The sequence below is a fragment of the Mucilaginibacter sp. L196 genome (assembly GCF_009765905.1).
In the GTDB taxonomy this organism is placed as follows: Bacteria; Bacteroidota; Bacteroidia; order Sphingobacteriales; family Sphingobacteriaceae; genus Mucilaginibacter.
The window spans coordinates 1,193,900-1,219,847 of the sequence record NZ_LMUO01000015.1; the positions used below are offsets into that span (position 1 = coordinate 1,193,900).

Annotated in this window: 21 protein-coding genes; 12 read left to right on the forward strand and 9 right to left on the reverse strand. The window is 40.4% G+C overall.

Annotated elements, in window-relative coordinates; genetic code table 11:
- Position 1 precedes the first annotated feature (1 nt).
- The 7 genes from GSQ74_RS15860 (at position 2) to GSQ74_RS15890 (ending at position 9,010) form a co-directional block, all read left to right on the forward strand.
- Entirely contained in the window at positions 2-1,369 is a 1,368-nt protein-coding gene (locus GSQ74_RS15860) for an NAD-dependent succinate-semialdehyde dehydrogenase (protein ID WP_158994986.1), read from the forward strand.
- Between the two features lie 358 nt (positions 1,370-1,727).
- Entirely contained in the window at positions 1,728-2,816 is a 1,089-nt protein-coding gene (mnmA, locus tag GSQ74_RS15865; protein ID WP_158994988.1) for a tRNA 2-thiouridine(34) synthase MnmA, read from the forward strand.
- A gap of 314 nt (positions 2,817-3,130) precedes the next feature.
- The gene (gene topA, locus GSQ74_RS15870) at positions 3,131-5,476 is read left to right on the forward strand and encodes a type I DNA topoisomerase (RefSeq protein WP_158994990.1); all 2,346 of its coding nucleotides are present in this window, start codon (positions 3,131-3,133) and stop codon (positions 5,474-5,476) included.
- Between the two features lie 78 nt (positions 5,477-5,554).
- Positions 5,555-5,959 (forward strand): hypothetical protein, encoded by a 405-nt coding sequence (locus GSQ74_RS15875; RefSeq protein ID WP_158994992.1) that lies wholly within the window; start codon positions 5,555-5,557, stop codon positions 5,957-5,959.
- Positions 5,960-6,101: 142 nt separating this feature from the next.
- Positions 6,102-6,809 (forward strand): 3'-5' exonuclease, encoded by a 708-nt coding sequence (locus GSQ74_RS15880; RefSeq protein WP_158994994.1) that lies wholly within the window; start codon positions 6,102-6,104, stop codon positions 6,807-6,809.
- Entirely contained in the window at positions 6,809-8,518 is a 1,710-nt protein-coding gene (locus GSQ74_RS15885) for an ABC transporter ATP-binding protein (RefSeq protein ID WP_254060901.1), read from the forward strand. Before GSQ74_RS15880 ends, GSQ74_RS15885 begins: the two co-directional genes overlap by 1 nt.
- Positions 8,519-8,548: 30 nt before the next feature.
- Complete coding sequence (locus tag GSQ74_RS15890) at positions 8,549-9,010, forward strand: GNAT family N-acetyltransferase (RefSeq protein WP_216846758.1); 462 nt, start codon at positions 8,549-8,551, stop codon at positions 9,008-9,010.
- Positions 9,011-9,012: 2 nt separating this feature from the next.
- Here GSQ74_RS15890 and GSQ74_RS15895 read toward each other — a convergent pair whose 3' ends face one another.
- The 5 genes from GSQ74_RS15895 to GSQ74_RS15915 all read right to left on the reverse strand — a co-directional run bounded on the left by GSQ74_RS15895 (position 9,013) and on the right by GSQ74_RS15915 (position 11,067).
- Positions 9,013-9,516, reverse strand: a complete 504-nt coding sequence (locus GSQ74_RS15895; protein WP_158994996.1) for a hypothetical protein — start codon at positions 9,514-9,516, stop codon at positions 9,013-9,015.
- The gene (locus tag GSQ74_RS15900) at positions 9,513-9,983 is read right to left on the reverse strand and encodes a hypothetical protein (protein ID WP_158994998.1); all 471 of its coding nucleotides are present in this window, start codon (positions 9,981-9,983) and stop codon (positions 9,513-9,515) included. The genes GSQ74_RS15895 and GSQ74_RS15900 overlap by 4 nt, the downstream gene beginning before the upstream one ends.
- A 195-nt stretch (positions 9,984-10,178) precedes the next feature.
- The gene (locus tag GSQ74_RS15905; protein ID WP_158995000.1) at positions 10,179-10,418 is read right to left on the reverse strand and encodes a hypothetical protein; all 240 of its coding nucleotides are present in this window, start codon (positions 10,416-10,418) and stop codon (positions 10,179-10,181) included.
- Between the two features lie 2 nt (positions 10,419-10,420).
- Positions 10,421-10,870, reverse strand: a complete 450-nt coding sequence (locus tag GSQ74_RS15910) for a cold-shock protein (RefSeq protein ID WP_158995002.1) — start codon at positions 10,868-10,870, stop codon at positions 10,421-10,423.
- 5 nt (positions 10,871-10,875) lie between these two features.
- A complete protein-coding gene (locus tag GSQ74_RS15915; RefSeq protein ID WP_158995004.1) occupies positions 10,876-11,067 on the reverse strand; it encodes a cold-shock protein in 192 nt (63 codons plus the stop codon).
- A gap of 217 nt (positions 11,068-11,284) precedes the next feature.
- On the opposite strand from GSQ74_RS15915, the gene GSQ74_RS15920 reads away from it, so the two are divergent.
- From GSQ74_RS15920 to GSQ74_RS15930, 3 genes are all read left to right on the forward strand, one after another.
- Positions 11,285-11,896 carry a 2OG-Fe(II) oxygenase gene (locus GSQ74_RS15920; RefSeq protein WP_158995006.1) on the forward strand — a complete coding sequence of 204 codons (612 nt, stop codon included), beginning with the start codon at positions 11,285-11,287 and terminating at the stop codon, positions 11,894-11,896.
- A gap of 283 nt (positions 11,897-12,179) precedes the next feature.
- A complete protein-coding gene (katG, locus tag GSQ74_RS15925) occupies positions 12,180-14,462 on the forward strand; it encodes a catalase/peroxidase HPI (RefSeq protein ID WP_158995008.1) in 2,283 nt (760 codons plus the stop codon).
- Positions 14,463-14,521: 59 nt separating this feature from the next.
- Positions 14,522-15,373, forward strand: a complete 852-nt coding sequence (locus GSQ74_RS15930) for a MarC family protein (RefSeq protein ID WP_216846759.1) — start codon at positions 14,522-14,524, stop codon at positions 15,371-15,373.
- Between the two features lie 154 nt (positions 15,374-15,527).
- Here the strand turns inward: GSQ74_RS15930 and GSQ74_RS15935 are convergent, their stop codons facing one another.
- The 4 genes from GSQ74_RS15935 to GSQ74_RS15950 all read right to left on the reverse strand — a co-directional run bounded on the left by GSQ74_RS15935 (position 15,528) and on the right by GSQ74_RS15950 (position 23,650).
- Complete coding sequence (locus GSQ74_RS15935; RefSeq protein ID WP_158995010.1) at positions 15,528-16,169, reverse strand: 4'-phosphopantetheinyl transferase superfamily protein; 642 nt, start codon at positions 16,167-16,169, stop codon at positions 15,528-15,530.
- Positions 16,170-16,215: 46 nt separating this feature from the next.
- The gene (locus tag GSQ74_RS15940; protein WP_158995012.1) at positions 16,216-20,166 is read right to left on the reverse strand and encodes a Pls/PosA family non-ribosomal peptide synthetase; all 3,951 of its coding nucleotides are present in this window, start codon (positions 20,164-20,166) and stop codon (positions 16,216-16,218) included.
- A 340-nt stretch (positions 20,167-20,506) separates the two neighbouring features.
- Positions 20,507-21,319 (reverse strand): DUF4249 domain-containing protein, encoded by an 813-nt coding sequence (locus tag GSQ74_RS15945; protein ID WP_158995014.1) that lies wholly within the window; start codon positions 21,317-21,319, stop codon positions 20,507-20,509.
- A 6-nt stretch (positions 21,320-21,325) separates the two neighbouring features.
- A complete protein-coding gene (locus tag GSQ74_RS15950; RefSeq protein ID WP_158995016.1) occupies positions 21,326-23,650 on the reverse strand; it encodes a TonB-dependent receptor in 2,325 nt (774 codons plus the stop codon).
- A 482-nt stretch (positions 23,651-24,132) separates the two neighbouring features.
- On the opposite strand from GSQ74_RS15950, the gene GSQ74_RS15955 reads away from it, so the two are divergent.
- Together GSQ74_RS15955 and GSQ74_RS15960 are read left to right on the forward strand one after the other, a co-directional pair.
- On the forward strand, positions 24,133-24,978 hold the full coding sequence (locus tag GSQ74_RS15955; RefSeq protein ID WP_216846760.1) for a sensor histidine kinase: 846 nt from the start codon (positions 24,133-24,135) through the stop codon (positions 24,976-24,978).
- Complete coding sequence (locus GSQ74_RS15960; RefSeq protein ID WP_158995020.1) at positions 24,975-25,697, forward strand: LytTR family DNA-binding domain-containing protein; 723 nt, start codon at positions 24,975-24,977, stop codon at positions 25,695-25,697. Before GSQ74_RS15955 ends, GSQ74_RS15960 begins: the two co-directional genes overlap by 4 nt.
- The last annotated feature ends 251 nt before the right edge of the window (positions 25,698-25,948 follow it).

A 25,948-nucleotide genomic window follows, 5' to 3' on the forward strand; every position in this document is an offset into this window, starting at 1 on the left:
TATGGAAATATATTCTGTAAACCCAGTCAATGGCGAAAAGATTAAAGCCTATACCGCTCACTCCGACGAACAGATCTCGACCAAAATAATGCAAACACATGTTGCATGGTTAAGCTGGAAACTAACCGGATTTGATGAGCGTTCTAAACTGCTTATCAACATGGCCAACATACTTAAGCAACGCAAACAGGAATTGGCCAAACTAATGGCAATGGAAATGGGTAAACCCCTATTACAAGGAATTAGCGAAGTTGAAAAATGCGCGGCAGTTTGTGAATATTATGCAGCTAACGCCGCAAGTTACCTTAAAAATCAGTTAGTAAAAACTGAAGCTACCAAAAGCTACATCTGTTTCCAACCTATTGGTGTGATATTAGCTATTATGCCATGGAATTTCCCGTTTTGGCAGGTGTTTAGATTTTTGGCGCCTGCACTCGCCGCAGGGAATTGTGGTGTGCTTAAACATGCATCAAATGTACCGGGCTGCGCATTAGTTATCGAAGAAATTGTGAACCAGGCCGGTTTTCCTTCAAATGTATTTCAAACGTTATTGGCCAGTAGCAAACAGGTTACTAAGATCATTGAAAACAAACATATTATGGCGGTTACTATAACCGGCAGTACCTCCGCTGGCCAAAAGGTAGCACAAAAGGCAGGATCATTACTTAAAAAAACAGTGTTGGAACTTGGTGGTAGTGATGCTTATATTATTTTAGAAGATGCCGATTTGGATAAAGCTGCTGAAATATGTGTTAATAGCCGCATTATTAACAGTGGGCAAAGTTGCATAGCTGCTAAAAGGTTTATAGTAGTAAAAGCTGTAGCTAAGCAATTTACGGAACTATTTCATCAAAAAATGGCTGCTAAAAAAATGGGCGAACCGCTAGATGAAGGTGTAGAGATAGGTCCGCAGGCAAGAGTTGATCTGCGTGATGAGTTGCACAAGCAGGTACAAGCATCTATAGCCAAAGGCGCAAAATGCATATTAGGCGGAGAACTTATGCCGGGAGAAAACGCCTATTACCCCCCAACTATACTTACCCATGTAAAACCAGGGATGCCTGCTTATGATGAAGAATTGTTTGGCCCGGTTGCCGCCATTATCACAGCAGAAGACGAAGATGATGCCATAGCAATTGCCAACAACAGTGTGTTTGGTTTGGGTGGAGCAGTTTTTACTGTGGATAAAAAGCGAGGCGAAATAATAGCCGCTACCAAGTTAGAAGCCGGATCGTGCTTTGTAAACTCGATGGTAAAATCAGATCCCAGGTTGCCTTTTGGTGGTATTAAACAATCGGGTTACGGACGGGAATTAGGCATTTTCGGGATACATGAATTTGTAAATATCAAGACAGTGTATATCCAGTAATGGAATTTACAGAGGTCTATCGAAAAAATTATTAAACTAAATGAAAAGTTTAATTAAACATTATAATTATTTGAACAATAATACATATTAATCTATAGTTAAGCGCAATTTTCAACGATTATGAAATTTGCAATAACGTTCTCGATACAATTATGAATCAATAGAATAGGTTTTCTAGCATATTTAAAAAGCGTCACCACACTTAAAAGAAATCTATATCATCAACTTTAAAAGCACCGCTTAATAGCTTGATTTTAATCAGGATAAGTTTATCGATCCCCAATACCAACAAATCTTACCCTACCCTGACCTTTGATATTATCATCATAAATCACAATAATGTATCTTTGCAGCCAATATGAGTAAGCACGGCAGGATATTAGTGGCAATGAGCGGCGGAGTTGATAGTTCGGTAGCGGCAGTAATGCTGCATGAGCAGGGCTATGAAGTTATTGGCCTGACTATGAAAACCTGGGACTATGCTTCATCCGGAGGAAGTTCTAAAGAAACTGGTTGTTGCAGTTTGGATAGTATTAATGATGCGCGCGCTTTAGCAGTTGGCTATGGTTTTCCGCATTACATATTAGACATCAGGAGTGAGTTTGGCGATTTTGTGATTGATAATTTTGTTGACGAATACCTTGCTGGCCGTACCCCTAACCCATGTGTTTTATGTAATACCCACATTAAGTGGGAAGCATTACTTAAACGTGCCGATAAACTGGATTGCGAGTTCATAGCGACAGGGCATTATGCTAATATTCGGTTACAGGATAGCGGCAGATATGTAATTTCAAAGGGCAAGGACGAAAATAAAGACCAGTCTTATGTGCTTTGGGGTGTATCGCAAAAGAATTTAGCGCGTACCCGTTTCCCATTGGGTAGTTTCTCCAAACCTGAAATAAGGCAAATGGCCTTAGATATGGGCCAGATTGAACTTGCGGGTAAAAGCGAGAGCTATGAGATATGCTTTGTGCCTGATAACGATTACAGATCGTTCCTGCGCCATAAGGTAGAGAATCTGGAAGAACGTATTGCCGGTGGTAACTTTGTTTTGGCAGATGGCACTATAGTGGGCAAGCACCAGGGTTATCCTTTTTATACCATCGGGCAGCGTAAGGGCTTGGGTATTGCTTTGGGGCAACCAATGTTTGTTACCAATATTGATCCGGTTACCAATACCGTTGTGTTAGGTACTGCCGATCAGCTGGAACGTAAACAAGCCTGGGTTAAAAACCTTAACCTGGTTAAATATGAGAGTATAACCGAACCTTTAGAGGCGGTTACCAAAATACGTTATAAGGATGCAGGTACACAAAGCACCATTTTACAAATGGGCGAACACATGAAGGTAGACTTTATGCACAACGTATCAGGCATTGCACCTGGGCAGTCGGCCGTATTTTATGAGGGTAATGATTTGCTTGGCGGTGGCTTTTTGATGTAGTGTGTGTACCGCGGTACGAATGAAACAGTTGGTACACCTGGTACACTTTTAACCCCAAAAACACCCTAAAAAGCCTTAAAAAAGCGGTTATTACTTACAGATTCAACTGCTTTAAAAGCCAAAAATGCTGAAATAACGACTAAAAAAACGGAAATCATGCCTAAAAAAGATTAAAAAACAGTCTTTTTAAACGTTTTTCACCCGTCATTTTAACAAAAAACCCGTCAGTTTTACATCATTTCAATACACCATTGCTAAAAACAAGTTTGCGTTTCGCTTTCTTTATGTTTTATTTGCAGAAAAAAATAGCTTAAATGGCCAAAAATCTACTGATAGTTGAATCACCGGCGAAAGCCAAAACCATAGAAGGTTACCTCGGTAAAGACTTCACCGTGAAGTCGAGTTATGGTCACATACGTGATTTGATCAAATCGGAAGATGCCATTGATATCGCCCATAATTTCGAACAAAAATACGAAGTACCGGCAGACAAAAAGCAGATAGTTAGCGACTTAAAGAAGTTAGCCAAAGAAGCAGATATGGTGTGGCTAGCATCAGACGAGGACCGCGAGGGAGAAGCTATATCATGGCATTTATTTGAAACTTTAGGTTTAAAAGAAGCTACTACCAAGCGTATAGTATTCCACGAGATCACTAAGCCTGCTATTATGAAGGCTATAGACAATCCTCGTAAAATAGATTACAATTTGGTTAATGCCCAGCAGGCACGCCGTGTTTTAGATCGTTTAGTTGGTTTTGAGCTATCTCCTGTTTTGTGGAAAAAAGTAAAACCATCACTTTCTGCTGGTCGTGTACAATCGGTTGCTGTTAGATTGATTGTTGACCGTGAACGTGAGGTAAATAAATTCACTTCAGAAGCCGCTTTTAAAATAGTAGCCATATTTGGCAAAGGAAAAGAAGCTTTTAAAGCCGAATTATCTGAACGCTGGGCTAAACAAGAAGACGCCGAAAAGTTTTTACAGGATTGTATCAATGCTGACTTTGATGTTAAGTCCCTAGATACACGCCCGGCTAAACGTTCACCAGCGGCACCTTTTACAACATCTACTTTACAACAGGAAGCAAGTCGTAAACTAGGTTTTTCAGTTTCGCGTACCATGACTGTAGCGCAAAAACTTTACGAATCAGGGCATATCACTTATATGCGTACCGATTCAGTTAACTTATCTGATACTGCATTAAATGCTGCTGCCGATGAGATCACATCTGCCTACGGCGATAAATATTATCAGCACAGAAAATATAAAACCAAGAGTGCCGGAGCGCAGGAAGCTCACGAAGCTATACGCCCAACCTATTTTAATCACCATACTATTGATGGAGATAATTCTGAAAAAAGGCTTTATGAACTGATCTGGAAACGTGCAATTGCTTCACAAATGAGCGAAGCTCAGTTTGAGAAAACCACCGCAAAAATCAGTATATCAACACGTAAAGAGGAATTAGTTGCCAATGGCGAGGTGATGAAGTTTGATGGCTTTCTAAAGGTTTACCTGGAATCAAACGATGAGGAAGAAGAAACTGATACCTTAACAGATAGTGAAGATACCATGCTGCCGCCTTTAACAAAAGGCCAACGTTTGGCTTTGCAGGAGTTGACTGCTACTGAACGTTTCTCTCGTCCACCCGCACGTTACACTGAGGCAAGTTTGGTTAAGAAGCTGGAAGAATTAGGTATTGGCCGACCATCTACCTACGCCCCTACTATTTCAACCATACAAAACCGTGGTTATGTGGTTAAAGAGGAACGTGAGGGTAAGCAACGTTCATACCGCGTGCTAACACTTAAAGGGGGAAACATTGTAAAAGAAGAAAAACTCGAAAATACCGGTGCTGAAAAGAATAAACTTTTCCCTACTGATATTGGTGCTGTTGTGAATGATTTCCTGGTTAATCACTTTGAGGGTATAGTTGATTTTAACTTTACCGCCAGCGTTGAAAAACAATTTGATGAGATAGCGCAGGGATTAATGGAGTGGACGAAAATGATCCGCACATTCTATGATCCGTTTCATGAGAACGTAGAAAGCACTATAAAAACAGCTGATAAAGCTACCGGAGAACGTGATTTAGGTTTACACCCGGTAAGTGGTAAGAAAGTATCGGTACGTATAGGTCGTTATGGCCCGTTTGTACAGGTTGGCGACAATGCAACCGAAGAAGAGCCAGAGAAGCCATTGTACGCGAGTTTGCGCAATGGCCAAAGCATTGAGACCATCTCAATGGAAGATGCCTTAGAGTTATTTAAACTACCTAAAAAGGTAGGTATATTTGAGGATAAGGACATGACCGTTGCCATTGGTAAATTTGGCCCTTACATCAGGCATAATAGCGTGTTTGTTTCTTTGCCCAAAGGTATCGACCCGTTAGATGTTACGGAACAAGATGCTATAGAGCTGATATTGGAGAAACGTAAAAAAGACGCCGAAAAACTAATTAAAGCATTTGATGAAGACCCTACCGTTAAAATATTGAACGGTAGATGGGGCCCATATATAGAATTTGGTAAACAAAACGTTAAAATTCCAAAAGACAAACAGCCATTGGATTTAACTTTTGAAGAGTGTAAAGCATTAGCTGCGGCCGATGAAAAAGCTCCTAAAAAGGGTGCTAAAAAGTTTGCCAAAAAGAAAAAATAATTAGCGATTGAGTGAATGTGTGATTGAGTGAGTATTCGATTACATATTCACTCAATCACTAAATCACTAATTCAGTCCATGATTAAAGACCTTCCTGAAAATAGAGTTGAAGATATAGCTGTAGCTGTGGCGCTTGAAAAAGAAAGCGCCGAAACCAAGCTATGGTATGTGTACTTGATCAACCTAAAAAAAGAAGCTATAGAGAATGTATTGATCACATCCAAAGGATATGGTGAGAAGGATGGTGAACCTGTAAAAACCTCTGTTTTACGTCACATGTTTCCTGTTGTGCCAAGCAATTCATTTATATTGATTGAACCCATTGATGAGCAAACCTTTGGTTTAAATAATGAATATTGGATAAGCTATTACATCGGCAAAGAGATTTTCGATAAGAAATTTATCTTCCTGCCTGAAAGTATTGTAGAAATGCATTTTATCAAGCTGCCGGTTGTGAATAAGCCCGGGGTGATGATTAAGTAGTAATTTCTATTTTTTGCTTATATTTATTTCCAATTGTCATTTCGACTGGAAGGAGAAATCTTCTTCGTCATGCATTCACGCCCTGCTTATTGCAGAAGATTTCTCCCTCCGGTCGAAATGACAAGGTTAACTATTTTACCTCATGCTCGAACAATACGACCTGCATAACCTAATGGTACTTGATATTGAAACCGTGCCGCAATATAGTAGCCACGATCAGGTGCCTGAGCATTTCCAGAAGCTATGGGATCGCAAAACACAATCTCAACGTAAAGAAGAAACTGCTGAAAACTTTTATGAGCGTGCGGGTATCTGGGCCGAATTTGGTAAGATCATTTGTATATCCGTAGGGATATTCACCAATGGAAAAAGAACCGGGTTGCGTGTGAAATCTTTTGCATCACATGATGAAAAAGAATTATTGGAAAGCTTTTCGGCTATGTTAGCGTCTCAACCATCCAACCTGATATTATGTGCCCACAACGGTAAAGAATTTGATTTTCCGTATATCTGCCGCCGTATGCTGATTAATGGCATGCGAATGCCGGTTCAATTGGAAATAGCAGGTAAAAAGCCTTGGGAGATCAATCATCTTGACACCATGGAACTATGGAAATTCGGCGATTATAAAAACTTTACATCCTTAAACTTACTTACCGCAATATTTAACATCCCTACCCCGAAGGATGATATTGATGGCAGCCAGGTTGGTAATGTATACTGGAATGAAAACGACCTGCCACGAATTTGCACTTATTGCCAAAAGGATGTGGTGGCCACCGCGCAATTACTCAGGCGCTATCGTGGCGAGGAATTGATAACAGACGATTGCATAACCATTGTTAGCTAATGATGTTGCAGGTAAACCGGTTGGATGTTCAGTTTAAAACACAAAACGGTTTGTTTCATGCAGTTAAAGGCATTTCTTTCAATCTTAATAAAGGCGAAACCATTGGTATTGTTGGAGAATCAGGCTCTGGCAAATCAGTTACTTCATTAGCGTTAATGCGATTACTTAATGCCGATCAAACACAGATAGGCGGACAGGTGATTTTAGATGAGACCGATCTTTTTCATTTAGCAGAAAAAGATATGCAAGCCGTTAGAGGCAATCGCATGGCAATGATATTTCAAGAACCAATGAGTTCTTTAAATCCGGTATTAACCTGTGGCTACCAGGTTACAGAATCCATACGCCTGCATTTAAAGTTCAATAAGGCTGATGCTAAGAAAAGAGCTATTGAGTTGTTTAATGAAGTGCAATTACCTCGACCAGAAGCTATTTTCTATAGCTATCCCCACCAATTGTCCGGTGGCCAAAAGCAACGGGTAATGATTGCCATGGCACTAGCCTGTGACCCCGAAATACTGATAGCAGACGAGCCCACTACCGCCCTCGACGTAACTGTACAAAAAACTATTATTGAATTATTGCGGCGCTTAAAAGCGGAACGCAAGATGAGCCTTATTTTCATATCACATGATTTAGGTGTTGTAAGTGAAATAGCCGACCATGTGTTGGTTATGCACAAAGGCGAGATTGTTGAGGAGGGTTCTGTAAAAAGTTTGTTTAATAATCCCCAGCATCCATATACTAAAGGTTTGTTAGCATGCCGCCCCTCACCTGCTTATCATCTAAAGCAATTACCGGTTGTTAGTGATTTTGTTAATGCTGACGGTACAGGAAAAAACTTCAGCATTGATAGCATCCGTGAACAATATAAATACCCACAAAGCGAACTTGATGCACGCAAAAAACAACTTTATAGTCAATCACCAATTCTAACTATCAGCAAACTCACCAAAGAATACCAAATCGGTTCCGGCTTATTTAACCAATCAAAAGGTGTGATAAAAGCTGTTAACGATGTAAGTTTTGACGTTTATCCGGGTGAAACTTTGGGCTTGGTTGGAGAATCTGGTTGCGGGAAAACTACTTTGGGCCGAAGTATATTGCGTTTAATAGAACCGACCCTGGGTAGTATAAAATTTGAGGACATTGATATACTCTCGCTTGGCAAAAAAGGCATGCGAAACATGAGGCGCCACATGCAAATCATTTTCCAGGATCCATATTCTTCGCTTAATCCCCGCCTGACTATCGGGAATGCCATTATGGAGCCGCTTCAGGTTCATGGATTTTATAGTAATGATAAGCAGCGCAAGCAAAAAGTAATGGAACTGCTTGAGCGTGTTAATTTAATGCCTGAGCATTTTAACCGGTATCCACATGAATTTTCGGGTGGACAAAGGCAACGTATCGTAATAGCAAGAGCGCTTGCCTTGCAGCCTAAATTTATTATTTGCGACGAATCGGTTTCAGCACTTGACGTATCGGTACAGGCGCAAGTGCTTAATTTACTGAGAGAACTACAGCAACAACTAAACTTAACCTACATCTTTATTTCTCATGATCTGGCTGTTATAAAACATATAGCAGACCGTATTATGGTGATGAATAAAGGCGAAATAGTAGAAACAGGTTACCCTGATGAAATATTTAAATATCCGAAAGAAGATTACACTAAAAAACTACTTGCGTCAATCCCCGGCCTTTAACTTGATTACAATTTTTAGTTAATTTGAAATATGCAAACAAATCAAATCGTCCTAAAAAGAACAAGCAATACTGAGCCCGATTTTAAGAAACTGATAAGTAAGTTAGATAAGTATTTATCTATTGTTAATGGCGATGACGATGCATTTTATGCGCCCAATAATATTTTAGATCCACTACACACCGCAGTCATCGCCTATTACAATGATAAGCCGGTTGGTTGCGGATGCTTTAAGAAATTTGATGAACAATCGGTTGAAATCAAAAGAATGTATGTTGAGCCCGAATTACGGGGCCTTGGAATTGCATCGACAGTTTTAAATGAACTCGAAAAATGGGCAAAAGAAAGCAGATTTGAATACACTGTATTGGAAACAGGATTAAAGCTTGATGATGCTAACGCATTATACCGTAAACAAGGTTATGAGATAATAGAAAACTACGGGCAATACGCGGGGATAAAAAGCAGCGTGTGTATGAAAAAGGCTTTATAATACTAATAAGGCATTTTGTGTGTCCTTAACTCTGTTTTTAGTTCCTGTATTTGTTGTTGTGCCTGGCGATTTTCCAGGTAGAAATATATGGCGCAGGCCAGAAAAACTTTACTTAGTATAAATATCGCTGCAAATACCCATTTCCAGTTTTTGTGAACCCGTATATGAGTATTTTGCGATTCAATATCAATAAACGAATCACGCCCCCTACCTGCATCCCTTTGGTTATTAGCATTATTACCTTTTTTAAACTTTATAGGTTCATACTCAGGTATGGTGGCTAACTCATTAATACGATCTTCTATTTTATCCCATGTACCGGGTGGCGGCATAATAGCCATTTGTTGGGCCACACGCTCCATATCTGTTTCAAGCTCATATAAAGCCCTTTGCACTTCGGGGTATTGTTCTTTATAATGCAGTAATTCTTCCGTTTCCGTCGCACTGGTTGAGCCTAAAACATACAGCTCCAGTATACCACTATCTATGTATTCCTGTATCTTCATGATGCTTTTTTAATTATGAAAAACGCTTCTTTCAGTGCTTTACGTATAAAGGACTCATTCGTATTCCGTTCTATAGCAAGCTGATTTATTGTTTTTCCGTAATGGTATATACCACAAAAAACTTCCTTTTGCTCTTGCGTCATTAACTTTAAAAACTTGTTGCGATTATTATAAGTAACAAGGTCAATTTCTTTAGGCTGATAATCTTTTTTTGCATCATTGTTATAATCCGAAAGCTGTTTTTTTACTAAACGCTGTAAATGACACCATGTATTTCCTCCATTGGAAATTGTGTTTTTATAATCTTCGGGTAAGCCACTGTAAAAAGTCACCAGATGTTGTTCGGCAAGTTCATTATCTTTTACTATATCATAAATATACCCCAAAAGCATACCCGCGTACTTATCATAAAGTTCGCCTATACCATACGATGTTTGCTTTAATAATATTTGCGTATCCTTTTTCAAATTATTCTATCACAACTACAAATGAAAAACTTAAAACATCAATTAATTAGTTTTCAATGAAACTAATAGAGTAAAAATAAGCATTTTCCATATCTAAAATATATCTTATTATTATTTAGGATATTATTTTAAGATATGTTCAAAACGCAAAAAGGCCGCTTAATGCGGCCTTTTATACGTTATTAGTAAAGTTAGTTAGTTTTGCCAGGAGGTTTTCAAAAGCTTATATTTTTCCGTCTCTTCTAACGTCAAGCTGGATAAAATATTAAGAGATTTTCCATCCTTACCAGTAAAGCCATAATTACTTTTCTGGGCCGTTTCAAAAAATTGGATAGTATATTGATCTTTCAACTTTGAATTGTTCTTTATAATCTCTGCAAATTTTATTTTGAAATTTTCCTTCTGAACTGCCGATGCTGTTGTTTTGGCCATCATATTTATTTCTTTTTTACTTTAATTGCAGATAGCCCTTTTTGCCCCTGTTCGGTTTCAAAAGTGACCATATTATTTTCTTTTAAAGGTTCAGTTAAAGCGTTTATGTGTACAAAAATACTTTCCTGTGTTTGCATGTCTTTTATAAAGCCATACCCCTTCGATTCATTGAAAAAACTTACTATACCAGTCCTTACTGTATCATAAGGAATATCTTCCTGTTTAGCTACAGCAATCTGAATATCTTCTGAATTGATCTTTATCTTCCTTGAAGGATCTGGAGGTGTTGAGGTTATATTGCCATGTTCGTCAATATAAGCCATCATATCTTCCAGGCTTTTGCCTTTTCCGGCATTAGCTTTCCGTTCCTCAGCTCTTTCCTTTTTTTCCTTAGATTTTTTTAGGCGAGCCTTTTCTTTTTCCTTTTTACTAAATGTTTCTGTCGATCTTGCCAAACTGCTTATGCTATTTTAACGTTAACCGCACTTGGGCCTTTTTTGCCTTCTTCTACATCGTAGCTAACCGCATCGTTTTCACGGATGTTGTCGATCAAACCTGTTACGTGTACGAAAACTTCTTTGCCGCCACTTGTTGGTGTAATAAAGCCGAAGCCTTTTGATTCATTGAAAAATTTTACTGTTCCTGTTGCCATTATTTTATTGTGTAAGTTGGCAAGGTACATTTAATTATTGGTATAATTAGTTATTAATGAACTAAAAACAAATCAAAGGGTATTTTTAGCATGCCATTTACAGGAAATTTGAAAACTAAACCTAATTATTTAAGGTAGCCACACAATACTAGTAATCTGGCATAGGCCAAACAAGATAAATCCTGACTATAAGTAAATTATGGTAACTTAGGTCGATTTGGATACCACATTCGACGAACTCATCGACAGTTACCTGGCCACTAATGTGGGTATAGTTAAAAATTTCCTCAGTCCGTTATTATCGGCACATTTAGTGGATAATATAAATGCGCTTTATAAAGATGACAGATTATTATCTGCGGGTACAGGTAATAATCTCATAATAAATCACGACAAGCTTATAAGAAACGATAAAATTTATTGGCTGGATCGTTTGCATAATAATAGCCATGAGAATGATTTTTTTGATTTGATGGATAGCTTTATCAGCCACTTAAATCGAACCTGTTATACCGGAATAACAGGTTACGAGTTTCATTATACACTTTACGAAACAGGTAGCTATTACAAACGCCATCTGGACAATTTTAAACAAAATGGCACAAGGGCTTTCTCAATGATCATGTACTTGAATACAAGTGTTGACGGGGGCTCCTTACGTATTTACCAGGGAAATAATTCACAAGATATTACACCTAATGCCGGCAAAAGTGTGTTTTTTAAGAGCAATGAGCTTGAGCATGAAGTTTTAGTTACTCATTTGCCAAGAATGAGTATTACGGGATGGCTAAAGACGGGTGATCAATCCTATTTCAACCACGAACATTAAGTTGTATAAATTTCATGAAGATATAACTAGCTATAATCCAAATTCTATTTGTTAAATAGGATAAAAAATTAGCGCCGAAAGGTAGGGACAGCTGGTCCATGTGTTTAAACTGTCCGGGCTTCTACCGGCATTGCTTTTCATATTTTATTTAAAATTCGGCCAAACTCCTCCATACGTTCGTTTGTTAAGAATACGTTATAGACGAAAGCTATGGGCGTTAAAAACTATCGATTTCTTAGTATACGTCGCATGCTTTAACTTTATCGCATTAAACCAAAAAACTATGGAAAACAATTCAGATGACATCAGCAAATGCCCTTTTCATAATGGCAGCCTAAAACCCGCAACCGGTTTCGGTGGTGCCGGCACCAGGAATCGCGATTGGTGGCCCGATCAGCTCAGGCTTAACATACTTCGCCAGCATTCACCCATAACTAATCCGATGGATAAAGATTTCAATTATGCCGAAGCCTTCAAAAGTCTTGACCTTGAATCGGTAAAAAAGGATCTTCATGCACTTATGACCGATTCGCAGGATTGGTGGCCGGCAGACTTTGGGCATTATGGTGGTTTGTTTATTCGTATGGCTTGGCACAGTGCAGGCACATACCGTATAACTGACGGCAGAGGCGGCGCGGGACAAGGACAACAACGCTTTGCCCCTTTAAATAGCTGGCCCGATAATGTAAGTTTGGATAAAGCGCGCAGGCTGCTTTGGCCTATCAAACAAAAATATGGCAACAAAATTTCATGGGCCGATTTAATCATCTTAACTGGAAATATAGCGCTGGAATCCATGGGATTTAAAACATTCGGTTTTGCAGGCGGACGTGAGGATGTGTGGGAAGCGGATGAAGCCGTAGATTGGGGCTCAGAAAAAACCTGGTTAGGTGATGAGGTGCGCTATAAACATGGCTCAGGTGGTGTAGAGGAAGACCATGGTGTTTTGGTATCTGACGATGATGCCGACGGCGATACCCATTCACGTAATTTACACAAACCACTTGCTGCCGTGCAAATGGGATTAATATATGTAAACCCTGAAGGGCCCGAAGGTAACCCCGACCCTATTGCATCAGCCAGGGATATACGTGACACTTTTGGCCGAATGGCGATGAATGATGAAGAAACCGTTGCATTAATTGCGGGCGGGCACAGCTTTGGTAAAACACACGGCGCATCAACATCAGATCATGTGGATAAAGAACCCGAAGGTGCAGGTATAGAAAACCAGGGTTTTGGCTGGAATAACAGCTATGGATCAGGCAAGGGCGCTGATGCTATTACAAGCGGACTGGAAGTAACCTGGACTAAAACACCTACCAAATGGAGCAATGATTTTTTTGAACATCTTTTTGCTTTTGAATGGGAATTGACAAAAAGTCCGGGCGGCGCACAGCAATGGGTAGCCAAAAATGCGGGTGATGTGATTCCTGACGCATTCGATCCAAACAAAAAACATGCACCTATGATGCTGACTACCGACCTTGCATTACGCTTTGACCCGGAATATGAAAAGATTTCACGTCGCTTTTTAGAAAACCCCGACCAATTCGCGGATGCTTTTGCACGTGCGTGGTTTAAACTTACCCATCGTGATATGGGCCCGCGTGTACGTTACCTGGGCAATGATATACCTGCGGAAGAACTCATATGGCAGGATCCAATTCCCGCGGTTGATCATATTTTGATAGATGACAATGATATCACTGCCTTAAAAGCGAAAGTTTTAGCAGCCAGGCTTACTGTATCTGAATTGGTGAGCACGGCTTGGGCATCTGCTTCTACTTTCCGTGGTGGCGATAAACGAGGTGGCGCCAATGGTGCACGTATCCGCCTGGCCCCGCAAAAAGACTGGGAAGCTAACAATCCTGCACAATTGAGTAAGGTATTGTATGCTTTGGAAGGGATCCAGCATGAATTCAATAACTCAGCAAGCGGAGGAAAAAAAGTTTCATTGGCCGACCTGATCGTATTGGCAGGCGCTGCCGCAATAGAAAAAGCCGCGAAAGATGCCGGTCAGAATATTACTGTTGAATTTATTCCGGGCCGCACAGATGCATCACAGGAACAAACCGATGTGGAATCATTTGACTATATGGAGCCTGCAGCAGATGGTTTCCGCAATTACCGTAAAGCTACAAGCCGTGTACATACCGAAGACCTGTTAATAGATAAAGCGCAATTGCTAACCCTAACCGCACCGGAATTAACAGTTTTGGTTGGTGGTCTGCGTACGCTGAATGCTAACTATGATGGATCTAAACATGGCGTTTTGACTAATAGCCCCGGCCAGTTAACAAATGACTTTTTTGTAAACCTGCTGGACATGAGCACTGCATGGAAAGCCGCAGGTAACGATAAAGAAGTATTTGAAGGCAGTGACCGCAAAACCGGCGCGGTAAAATGGACAGCCACCCGTGCTGACTTGGTATTTGGGTCACATGCAGAGCTGCGTGCCATAGCCGAAGTTTATGGTAACGCTGACGGTCGTGGTAAATTTGTAAAAGATTTTGTTGCGGCGTGGACCAAGGTAATGAACCTTGACCGTTTCGATCTGGCCTAATTTGAGGTTATATTTATGTTATTGATAAAAAGGTAGACCGAGTGCAGTCTACCTTTTTTATGATATTTGATATCCTCTTTGGCTATGAAAGTGGATATTCCCAGTTATTGACCACCTCGTTCCGGAATATCAAAAATATCATTACGGAACACTTTGATCTGTTAATATTCTTACGTGCAGAACTATTTAGTTCAATAGAAAATAATAAATTCGAGCAATCAATCCACTACAAGATGTCACATCAGCTTAATTCATTTATTCATCTGGTCTTCCTCGGATTTGTCGCGCTGTTTCCAGTCGTTAATCCTATAGGAACAGCATTTATCATAAGTCCGTATTTTTCGGAACTGACACGAAAAGAGCGGTTGACGGTTGTAAAAAAGATTACATTTTATTCATTCAGCATTTGTGCTGTAACCCTATTTGTAGGACACTGGATTTTAGAGGTATTTGGGCTTTCAATTCCTATTATCCAACTAGCAGGTGGCATCATGATATGTAAAATCGGTTGGGGGCTCCTTTCCTCAGATAGTAACGATACGCCGGAGGTCAAAACTTCCACCCAGATTGATTTGGACCATATCCCTTTAATCCAAAATAAACTTTTCTATCCCCTTACTTTCCCCATAACAACAGGTGCCGGCACAATTTCGGTTCTGTTTACGCTTGGTGCCAATAGTGCTAATCAAGACATGTCTCTTTATCTCGTAAACGTTGGTGCTCTATTGGTTTCTATCATTGGTATATGTATTTTAATTTTTATATTTTATTTAAATACAAACCGGCTAATCAGCTATATAGGTTCACGTAATGAAAAAATAATTAACAGTATAATGGCATTCTTGATATTCTGTGTTGGCCTCCAGATAGCGATAGGCGGGATCTTCCATCTAATTAAAAGTTATTCGTAACGGCATTAAGAGTTCAGAGCATCTAATACCAGGCCAACCTTACTGCAAGATTATGTAATTGGTCAAATAGTGGCTATATGGTTGCCTTAAACTACGTTAAAGCAAAAAAGGGTTATTATGAATATCTGTTTATATCGAAAAGTTGAAGTTAAGTCTAAGGGAAATCAATTTTTTCGGGAACTATTTTTGGATTGATAATTATCTCACTTGCCAAATGAACTGAATAATTATTTGCAAGATAATATTCTTTAATATACCATTTCTTTCTATTCAGAATTCCGTAATCGTCGAAAAGTTGTACTTGTTTTAAAGGTATATTCAAACCCTCTCCTGAAGCCTTTAATATCGCTTCCTTTTTAGTCCAACAACTATAAAATTCTCTATACGGATCAATAGCGCCGGTAATATTCAGCCACTCATTAGCCGTAAATTGGCTTTCAAAATGTTCTAAATTTATTAATTTAACCTCTTCGATATCAATTCCAACCTTACCTTCATTACTTAATGCGCATGCGACAAAAGCACCTGAATGGGAAAGGTTAAAATCAATACTGCCTTCGATGAATGGTCGATCGAATGGAGTATACTGTAGATCATTAAATGTAAATGAACTGAAGCCGCAATTTAAAAGTGCGGCTTTTAAAAGAAGTTTGCCAAACAGACTTGCATATGAATCTTGCCATCGTCTAAATTTTAATACTTTATCTTTTAGAGATTGAGGTAATTTATCTAAATAAATCTTAAACTCGGTTTCGTTTCGAGGAAATGAAATGTCTGTATAAAAAATCCTTGTCATTTAGCAGTTTCCAGCAAAAATAATTCTGAAATAATTCTGAAATAATTCAATTCGGTCTTACCGGACTACCTACCCAATTAGTCCCCGGCGCAAGCCGTTCACCCTTCATGATCAGTGATAGCGCCTCTATGCAGGTGTCATCACCGATTTCACTATCATATAAAACAATGGTTCCCGCACCAATCGTACTTCTTGCACCTATTTTTACCGGGCCAACTTTCATCACACGGTCTTCAAACAAATGTGTTTGCGGTCCACAATCGGTATTCAGGGCGGCATCGTCACCGATGGAAACCATGTCGAATTCAGTAACATCAGTGGTGTTCATCCAAACACGTTTGCCGGTTTTTACACCAAGCAGTCTGAGCAACAAAGGCAACCACGGCGTCCCTTGCATATACACTAATAAGAATGGTACTGATAACGCCTCATAAGTTGACGTGATAGCCTCGCTGCGCCATACGGTCCAGGTCCACATAGGTTTTTGCAAAGGCTTGTACTTCCCTACAAAAAGCCATTTGAGCAATACTGTTAATAAAAACGCAGGCAAGCCCATATAAAACAGGTAATAGAACGGGAAGAGCAAAATGATCTTCCACAAAGGTTCCTGCGTAACAAGATCATGCCCATAGGCAATAAATAGGATGGATGAGCAGATAATAGCGCTTTCAGGTAAAATAGTGCGGATAAACTCCACTGTGCCCCGAGCCAGCTTACGAGCAAATTTTGGCTTTATTGTGAGTGCTGCAGGGAAAACATTACTTTCCTGCCTGCGCGGCAACCTGATGGCTGGCGAACCAAACCAATCTGAACCGCCAATTCCGGACATTTGCTCCTGATCAGGCGGAATGGATAGTACTCCGATAAGCATATCGCTTTGCAGATGGTAGCCCTGCGGAATGAGCGCGCTGTTACCCACAAAGCTATTTCCTTCTATTATTGTTTTTTCCAGTATAAGCTGCTGGCCGCGTACATCTGCCTCACCAAGTGTTACAGCATCGGCAACAAACGCGCCGTCGCCAATTTCAAGCAGCGGATGCGTTACGCTGCCTGCTGTTGATATTTCTGCGCCTTTGCCAACTTTTGCACCAAGCGCGCGGAAAAACCCGGAAATAAACACCGTAGCATAAATAGGATGCAAAACAACCAAATTGATGGAGAGCACTTGGTCAGTAAACCATTTACGCACATACGCCATACTGTATATGGGATATTTACCGGGCTTCAGATCATGCTGCAATATGCGGCTGATGAGAATTGTTTCCCCGGCGAACAGAACGATATACAGTAGGGCCAGCAATGGCGCAGTCACCATGTAATTAAAGTTATAATCAGATGCGGCATCATCCATTTTGTTTATAGTGATGATGGTTGGCAGCAACGGTAAAAGGATAATGAGCGGAAACACCTGTATGCAAAGGATAAATAAGGCATTATACTTTATGCGGTCTTTACGTGATACAGCTAAAGGCTGCGGCAGGTCTTCTATCTTTTTCTTTTCTTTAAACTGAGCGGGGCTTCCACGCCAAACTTCGGCTTGTGCTATAGTTTTACCAATCTGCAAACAGCTCAGATCCTGCAGTTCGCCCCAATCTTCTATTACGCTATCGCCCGATATTATTGAACTACTGCCAATATAAGCGTGGTCACCAATGGTTATTTTGCGCAGTTTAAGCATACCATCTTCCACAAAGGCATTGTTTAAATGCGTTTTTGAGCTCAGACTGGCATCACTACCAATGGTAATGAGGTCCTCCGCTCCAAACTCAAGGTTACTTATCTGCGCATCAGGTGCTATTTTCATTCCCAGCCAACGAAGATAAATTGGATATAAAGGTGAACCACCCAGAAACTGCGCGGGCGAAAGACGCTGCAAGCTTTTTACAAACCACCATCTGAAATAGTAACTTCCCCATAGCGGGTAATCACCCTCTTTTATTTTGCCTATAATTAGCCATTTACCCGTAATACAAATGAATGTAAACAAAGGTGTAATTAGCGCGAAAAGCACCAAAGAGGTAATAATAGAGTAGCCAATACTGTCAGTTTGCTCCTTAACATAATAATAGCCCAGGTAGGGAATAAATATTTGGAAGGCAAATAACCCGTATATAGCCAATAACGAAACGGATTGTGCAGCCCAGCACAACAGGTAACGTAATGTTGGTACTTTATTAAAAATTCGTTGTTTTGATGGTTGCTGTGTCTGCTCCTCTTCTTCCCAGTGAGCAATAAGGTTGCTTATGGGGCGATGAAGGTAAACATCTTTTAAAGCAGCATGCGGTAATCCGGCTTCGCGCCTCAATTGGGAAACGAATGCCGCTGCCAGTAACGAATGCCCTCCAAGATCATCAAAAAAGTCCATTGAAGGATCGAGATTCCGGCCAGGGAACACATTGTGCAAAACAGCCATTACCTTATCACATGCCGGCGCATCCGCGTCAATTGCAATATCTTCTAATTCATGTTCAAGCTCATCGGGCACAGGCAAGGCTTTACGGTCTATTTTACCGCTGGGCAGGCGGGGCATTTCACGCAGGGAAACAATACTGCTCGGTATCATGTATGCAGGCAGTGTTTTGGAAAGTTCCAGCCTAAGCAGTTTATCATCAATACAGGCCGAATCCTCCATCATCACATAGCCAACAAGGTGCTCGCGGTCATGACTGTCTTTTTTTATGCCTACTGCTGCTGCGCTGACTCCAGCCAGCGTGTTCATCCTACTTTCTATTTCGCCCAGCTCAATACGGTAGCCCCGCAGTTTTACCTGGTCATCCATTCTGCCCTGTAGTTTTACTGCTTTGTTTTTCAGCATAATGGCCACATCCCCGGTGCGATAAACCGTATCGCCCGGTAAAACGGATAATGAAATAGGTTTTGGTATAAATTTTTGCCGGGTAAGTTCGGGCAACCCGATATAACCTTTCGAAAGACCGGGTCCGGTGATGACCAGTTCACCTGGTTCGCCAAGCGGCATTAGGTTCATGTCGGCATCAATCACCGCCAAATTGTAATTAGGCAGCGGATGGCCGATAACAATATCATTCCCTTTCTTCAGCTTTGCTATGGCGGCTGTAACGGTAGTTTCTGTTGGGCCGTAGCTGTTATAAAACGCTAAACCATTGCCTGCCCATTTGGCCAGCACCTGCGGCGTACAAGCCTCGCCTCCTGCATTGATAAGCCTTAACGATGGTACTTCATTCTGCATAAGTGCCAATAAACTGGGCACAGCATGTAAAATAGTTATATTTTCCGTTTGCAAAACCGAGCTCAGTTCGTCAATGGATTTTGAAGTAGTATTATCTGCTACCCACAAAGTGGCCCCGACAAAATAACTTAGCCAGGTTTCTTCACACCACATATCAAATGATACGGAAAATCCCTGGTAAACTTTGTCGGTCGCGGTAATGTTGAATACATCCTGCTCCGCTCTTACCAGGTGGCATATCTGTTTGTGGCCGATAGGTATACCTTTGGGTTTACCGGTGCTGCCCGAAGTATATAAAACATAGGCAATGTCCTCCGGTTCGGGACATGTTAGTTCAATACTTTGGGTTGAATTTAGTATGGTGGGTATTTCCTCGTAGGCGGGAATTTGTAGAACAGGGCATTCTACATTCAAAGGGTCCATGCTGAAACATGCCGAGGCGCCTACCGCTGTAAGTATCATTTCAAACCGCTCAGCCGGTACGTCACGATCCACAGGTACATATGCAGCGCCTGACTTTATAATGCCAAGAATGGCAGCATGCAATTCAAGCCCCCTGGGCCACCAGATACCAACTGTACTTTTGCGGGTAATGCCATTATTGATCAGATGCAAGGCAATGGCATCACTCCATTTATCAAGCTCGGCATAGGTCAGTTGCCTGTCGTGAAAAATAAGCGCCGTATTACCGGCAAAATGCTTCACTGAATTTTTAAATATATCGACAAGTGTTTCATCTCTTATCAAGTCAGGTCTGTGTGGGCCAAAGGCGACACTTAAATTACTCATAACTGGCAGGTTTTCTCCAAATTTAGACCATCTGTGGCATGCAAAGTTTATTTCAATAGGTTATAAAATGTGTAAAGCTTTTATTACACACCAGGTAAAAAAGGGATTTAGACACTGGTAAAATTTAGTTATACCTTCAAATTTCATAAATGGATCTTATAATAACCAGCCATTATCAACACAATCGAGAACTTTTTTTTCATATGGGCGATACTGTTCAGTGTTGAGTTATGATTTAGATTCTTTACCGTACTATCTTGTATTTTTTAATATTTCGGCCTTACCTGTTTTCGTAAACGCGACGCTCTTTGTGTCAATCTTGTAGCCCCCTTTAATTTATTTATTTCACAACAATAGTTTTGCTTTGTGTAGTATGGGCGCTAAAATAGCCCAGGGTAACCGGTGTAATATTTGTAGGTGGATTAGATGGTGTAACGCTCCCACCAGGCCCATTAGCCTGCGCCTGCATCAGGGTTTCCCAATAGGTATAAACAGGTTTATCGATGCACTGCATTTCTACAGTTGCGGTATCACCCGAAAAGATTCCCTTATCAACACTGCTGCTGGCGGTATTTTCAAACAGGTCAATACTAACATAGCGCCCATCATTAAACTGGTCGTTATACGCATAAATATCATTCGCCTGCACATTGTTCACATATAGTACAAAACGGTATTGGTTAGCTATACCCGCAGGGTCCTGGTAATAAACAGTGACGAGTTTTTTATGATCGCTCGTTTGAATCACATCATTCTTTGAAGTTAGCGAGTCTAAATTAACAACAGCTGGCATCTTGGAACTAGCGGTGTAGGTCTTTCCCCCCGTTACAACGGTCATGGTATAAGTATTTCCTGGGATGCCAGTTAGTTGGCTGTTGGAATAAGTACCGGAAGGCCCTTCGGTAAAGGTATAAGCATTGCCATTTTGGTCGCTCACGCTTACCGTGGCACCGGTTACCGGTGGATAGGTATTCGTATTAGTAAAAGGCACGTTGGTGCTTAGTTTGATGATTTGCGGACCGGCAGTGTTGGTAATATTACCTTCAATAACCAGTTGGCCAGTATTATTTCCCAGTTTTAGGTCGATCACTTTGGTACAGGAAGCCAGTGCGAATAAAGAAAAAAGATATATGGTTGTTTTTAAAACTTTCATGTCTGATTAAAATTTAAAGTTCCAGGTAACTGAAGGGATTGGTGTAGCAAAGATGCTGGTCTCCAGCGCTTCTGTAGTATTCGGTACTGTCTTGCTGTTTTGGAAAGTAATGCTGTAAGGATCACGGTGCCCATATACATTATAGATACTGAACGTCCAGCTGGAATGATATTTTTTATGCTGTTTTCCTTCCAGGGTAGCGCCTATATCCAGCCTATTGTTGGATGGTTCGCGGTAACCGTTACGTTCTGAATAAGAAAAAGTAGTTAAACCACCAACCTCATATTTACCTGTCGGATAGGTAACCGCATTCCCGGTTTGATAAATGAATGTACTTGACAACGACCAGCGTTTGGTTAACTGGTAAATGCCGACCACGGAAAGGTCATGGGTACGATCCTGCGTAGCGGGGAAATAGTTACCATCATTAATGGCAGCGAACTTATCCTCGGTACGTGACAGGGTATAACCGATCCAGCCATTGAAACGGCCGTATTTTTTCTTCAGGAACAATTCCAACCCATAAGCCCTGCCGGAACCATAAACCAATTGTGATTCCACATCTTCGTTCACTAGTAATTGCGCACCATCTTTATAGTTGATCTGGTTTTGTAACCATTTGTAATAGATCTCAGCCGAGAATTCAAAGATATTATCGCTAAAATTTCGGAACCAACCTGTGGAAACCTGGTCAGCGATTTCCGGTTTGATGTTATTGCTGCTCATTACATACAAATCAGTAGGTGAACTGGTAGTTGAATTGGTCAGTAGGTGAATATTCTGGGTGTTGCGGTTGTATGAGAATTTGACCGAGCTCACATCATTCAGCTGATAGCTGGAGGACAAGCGCGGTTCCAGGTTGAGGTATGATTTAGCCACCTGCCCTGACCCGTAAGTCGAGGTTGATAGCACATCACCCGCTGCATCATAAGTATTAAAAGAACCAGACCCAAACAGAAAGAAACCACTCAGTCGCAAGCCGTATAAGATGGTCAGTTTATCGCTGGCTTTCCAGTCGTCGCTTACATAAGCTGCCGTTTCAAACCCATAGCGTTGCTGGACAGAAATATCATTAAAGCTCGATGCCGAATTTGAAGTAATATCACCCGGCGCGATGGTATGGTGCAGTATATTAACACCAAATTTGAGTGTATGGTTGCTACTCAATGAATATTGCAAGTCTTCTTTTAAATTGATGTCGTTTATTTTAGACGTCGCCTTAAAATTATTATCGCTCAAAAAACTTTGAATAACATAATTGTAATTACTGAAGATCAGCGAAGTATTGGAAAATAACTTACTGTTAAAAATATGGTTGTACCTGATGGTACCTGTTGCATTGCCCCAGTTCGTTCCGAAAGTATTTTTTAAACCGATGACATCCTTGCCAAAATAGCCCGAAAGATAAATGGCGTTATTGTCATCAAAATGATAGTTGGCTTTGGCATTGATATCATAAAAGTAGAGCGAACTTCCTTTAATCGTGGAATCCTTGGACGCTTTTAAAAAAACATCAATATAGGTACGCCTGGCGCTGATCATAAAGGAACCCTTGTCCTTTTGGATCGGCCCTTCCACTTTAATACGGGATGAAATTAATCCAAGCCCACCCTGAACCGTAAAGTCCTTATCATTACCATCCAGCATTTTCACATCTAATACCGATGACAACCGGCCGCCATATTCTGCAGGCATCCCGCCTTTGTAAATGCTCACGTCCTTGATCGCATCAGAGTTAAAGGTAGAAAAGAACCCGAATAAGTGGGACGCATTATACACAGTGGCCTCATCCAACAGGATCAGATTTTGATCTGCCGCCCCTCCGCGTACATAAAAACCGGTATTGCCTTCCCCTGCCGACTTGACACCCGGCATCAGAGTGATTGTTTTTAATATATCCCTCTCCCCTAGTACGACAGGAACCTGGTTAATCTGGCTCATGTTTAGTTTTTCCACGCCCATTTGTGGAGAAGTGATCTGGTCGTTATTTGGCCGGTTGGCACTGATAACAACCTCTGTCAGGCTGCCGCTGGAGGTTAATGCCATGCCTATCGTTTCATCAGCATGAAGAGCAATCGGTTTTTCGACGGTTTGATAGCCTACATAAGAAAACAGCAGAGTATAGTTCCCTGCCGGAGCTGTTAAAGAATAAAAACCGTAGCTATTAGTTGCTGTGCCGACTGAAGGAAGCTCTTTGATTCTTACAGTAGCCCCGATCAGTGTTTCGCCGGTTGCCGAATCTTTAATGGTTCCGCTGATGGTATATTTTTTTTGGCCGAAGGCAGATAATGTAAGGAATGAGAAACAAAAAAGTAAAAGTAATCTGGCCATAGTTATTATTTTACCGCTAAAATATGGGTTGTACTGATATAAACTGTTCATATTATACCAATATAGTTACTTATTATACCAAAGTGGCCGTGGTATATAGAACTAAAAACTCATATTTATTTGATTACGGGTTCATTCTCTGTTAGATCCAAAATTAGAATAGGATATCAGATCGTAATTTGGTATAATAAATAACGGGGTTGGTATAATTGAGTAGGGCGAATAAACATGATTATCTACCTTTAATAAAATGTTTTTAAGCAAATAGCATGGAGCCGGTAGTAAATGATGTAAAACCCTTTAACAATGATATCATTCTTAAATTTCTTGTAGATCGGAAGTATAGGATACTGCGGCACCTAATTTTGATCGCGCTTTTGGGAGCCGTATTTTATACCAGCAAGACGGAGTTTTCCGACCCTCTAAGTACATATGTTAAAGTTAGCTCTTTTTTAATTTTGCTGTCCTTGTTTTACATCAACATGTACTGGTTGGTTCCAAAATTGCTTTTCAAAGATAGCTACCTGGGCTATTTTTTGGGGAACATCGTTTTGTCTATCCTGGTTGCGCTGCTAGCGATAATTGTAAAGTATTTTGTAGCCACTCATTCTAAACAACCTGTTCACCCAAGGGATGAGTCGAATTTATTTGTTTTTTATTTTTTATTTGCCGTGTTGATAGGCGCCTCCGCGGCGATAAAGCTTTTCCAGCGGTGGATTGCGGCTTCTCAACGGATCAATGAATTGGAAACGGCTACTATACAGTCGGAGCTTGAAAACTTGAAAAAGCAGATCAATCCTCATTTTCTTTTCAATACCTTAAATAACGCTAACGTATTAACCAAAAAAGACCCGGAAAAAGCATCACAGGTATTAATGAAATTAAGTGATCTGTTACGTTACCAATTATACGACAGCGCGCGGGCAAAGATATTTCTGACCGCCGACATCCATTTTCTGGAAGATTTCTTGAACCTGGAAAAGATCAGACGAGATAACTTTGATTTTACCATCACCCAGAACGGGGTTTTACAGGGGCTGGAAGTCCCACCTTTATTATTTATTACATTTGTAGAAAATGCAGTAAAACACAACATTGATGCGGAGGAACGTTCTTTCGTATATGTGTTTTTTGCTATCGAAGACGAAGAACTTCATTTCCGTTGTATTAATTCCAAGCCGAAAATAAAGGTAAAGAGAGATGGAAGCGGCGGTTTGGGTTTAGCAAATGTAAAGCGTAGGCTGGAGCTGATTTACCCTGACAGGCATGATTTGCAGGTAACCGATAATGTTGAAACCTTCAATGTGCACTTAATTATAAAAAAATGAAAGCAATCATTGTTGATGATGAACCGCTGGCAAGGGAAGCTATAGAGCTATTAGCTGCCGGCATGTTAGATTTAGAGATTACCGCCACATTCAGCAGTGCCCTGGTCGCTTCAAAATACATCCATGAAAACCCTATTGACCTCATCTTTCTTGATATTGAAATGCCCGGGATCAACGGGATTGAATTTGCCAAAACCATTCCCGAGAAGACCCTTGTGATATTTACCACTGCATACTCTGAATATGCGTTGGACGGATATGACCTGGATGCGATTGATTACCTGGTAAAACCCGTTAAAGAGGAACGTTTTCAAAAAGCAGTTAATAAAGCCATCGCCTACCACCAACTATTGGATGGTAAAGCTTCCACAAGTGAAATACAAAATTATGGCGATGACTATTTCTTTGTCAAGTCGGAAAGGAAATTTATTAAAATATACTTTAAGGATATTCTTTTTATTGAGGGGTTGAAAGACTATGTGGTGATGCAGACAGATGATCAAAGAATTATGACCGCAATGAATATCAAGACGATCCATGACCAGTTGCCGCAGCATATTTTTGTACGGATCGGCAAGTCCTATGTAATCAATATAAAAGAAATTGCCTCTTTTGATAATAATACCGTACTAATAAGAAAATACGAAATTCCGATAGGTAATACATACAGGAATTACTTTTTTGATAATTTCATAACAAAGAAGGTTATTGGCAGATAATTGGAAAGCTAGGAAAACCCATCGGTATTCGAATTGATATTGCTATCACCCAAATGCATGAATCAGGACAAGGCCCCCACATCCTCTTTAACCAAAAATAAATGCCTTTATCGTTTAGTTCATTGGTAACTGCCTTAAACTTGTTTCCAATGAAACCCTTTTTATCGACAAATGGAAAAATGAAACAAAATCCCCCCGATAACAATATGGTTACATTATTGTTAAAAAGTAATATATAGCTATCTTGTATT

Bases quoted from the DNA above. Each gene is read 5' to 3' on its own strand.
- GSQ74_RS15940 (WP_158995012.1), bottom strand. From the start codon at position 20,166: ATGAGTAATTTAAGTGTCGCCTTTGGCCCACACAGACCTGACTTGATA.
- GSQ74_RS15960 (WP_158995020.1), top strand. From the start codon at position 24,975: ATGAAAGCAATCATTGTTGATGATGAACCGCTGGCAAGGGAAGCTATA.
- GSQ74_RS15945 (WP_158995014.1), bottom strand. From the start codon at position 21,319: ATGAAAGTTTTAAAAACAACCATATATCTTTTTTCTTTATTCGCACTG.
- GSQ74_RS15885 (WP_254060901.1), top strand. From the start codon at position 6,809: ATGATGTTGCAGGTAAACCGGTTGGATGTTCAGTTTAAAACACAAAAC.
- GSQ74_RS15955 (WP_216846760.1), top strand. From the start codon at position 24,133: ATGTACTGGTTGGTTCCAAAATTGCTTTTCAAAGATAGCTACCTGGGC.
- GSQ74_RS15915 (WP_158995004.1), bottom strand. From the start codon at position 11,067: ATGGCAACAGGAACAGTAAAATTTTTCAATGAATCAAAAGGCTTCGGC.
- GSQ74_RS15880 (WP_158994994.1), top strand. From the start codon at position 6,102: ATGCTCGAACAATACGACCTGCATAACCTAATGGTACTTGATATTGAA.
- katG (WP_158995008.1), top strand. From the start codon at position 12,180: ATGGAAAACAATTCAGATGACATCAGCAAATGCCCTTTTCATAATGGC.
- GSQ74_RS15875 (WP_158994992.1), top strand. From the start codon at position 5,555: ATGATTAAAGACCTTCCTGAAAATAGAGTTGAAGATATAGCTGTAGCT.
- GSQ74_RS15905 (WP_158995000.1), bottom strand. From the start codon at position 10,418: ATGATGGCCAAAACAACAGCATCGGCAGTTCAGAAGGAAAATTTCAAA.
- topA (WP_158994990.1), top strand. From the start codon at position 3,131: ATGGCCAAAAATCTACTGATAGTTGAATCACCGGCGAAAGCCAAAACC.
- GSQ74_RS15895 (WP_158994996.1), bottom strand. From the start codon at position 9,516: ATGAAGATACAGGAATACATAGATAGTGGTATACTGGAGCTGTATGTT.
- GSQ74_RS15860 (WP_158994986.1), top strand. From the start codon at position 2: ATGGAAATATATTCTGTAAACCCAGTCAATGGCGAAAAGATTAAAGCC.
- GSQ74_RS15930 (WP_216846759.1), top strand. From the start codon at position 14,522: ATGATATTTGATATCCTCTTTGGCTATGAAAGTGGATATTCCCAGTTA.
- mnmA (WP_158994988.1), top strand. From the start codon at position 1,728: ATGAGTAAGCACGGCAGGATATTAGTGGCAATGAGCGGCGGAGTTGAT.
- GSQ74_RS15935 (WP_158995010.1), bottom strand. From the start codon at position 16,169: ATGACAAGGATTTTTTATACAGACATTTCATTTCCTCGAAACGAAACC.
- GSQ74_RS15890 (WP_216846758.1), top strand. From the start codon at position 8,549: ATGCAAACAAATCAAATCGTCCTAAAAAGAACAAGCAATACTGAGCCC.
- GSQ74_RS15950 (WP_158995016.1), bottom strand. From the start codon at position 23,650: ATGGCCAGATTACTTTTACTTTTTTGTTTCTCATTCCTTACATTATCT.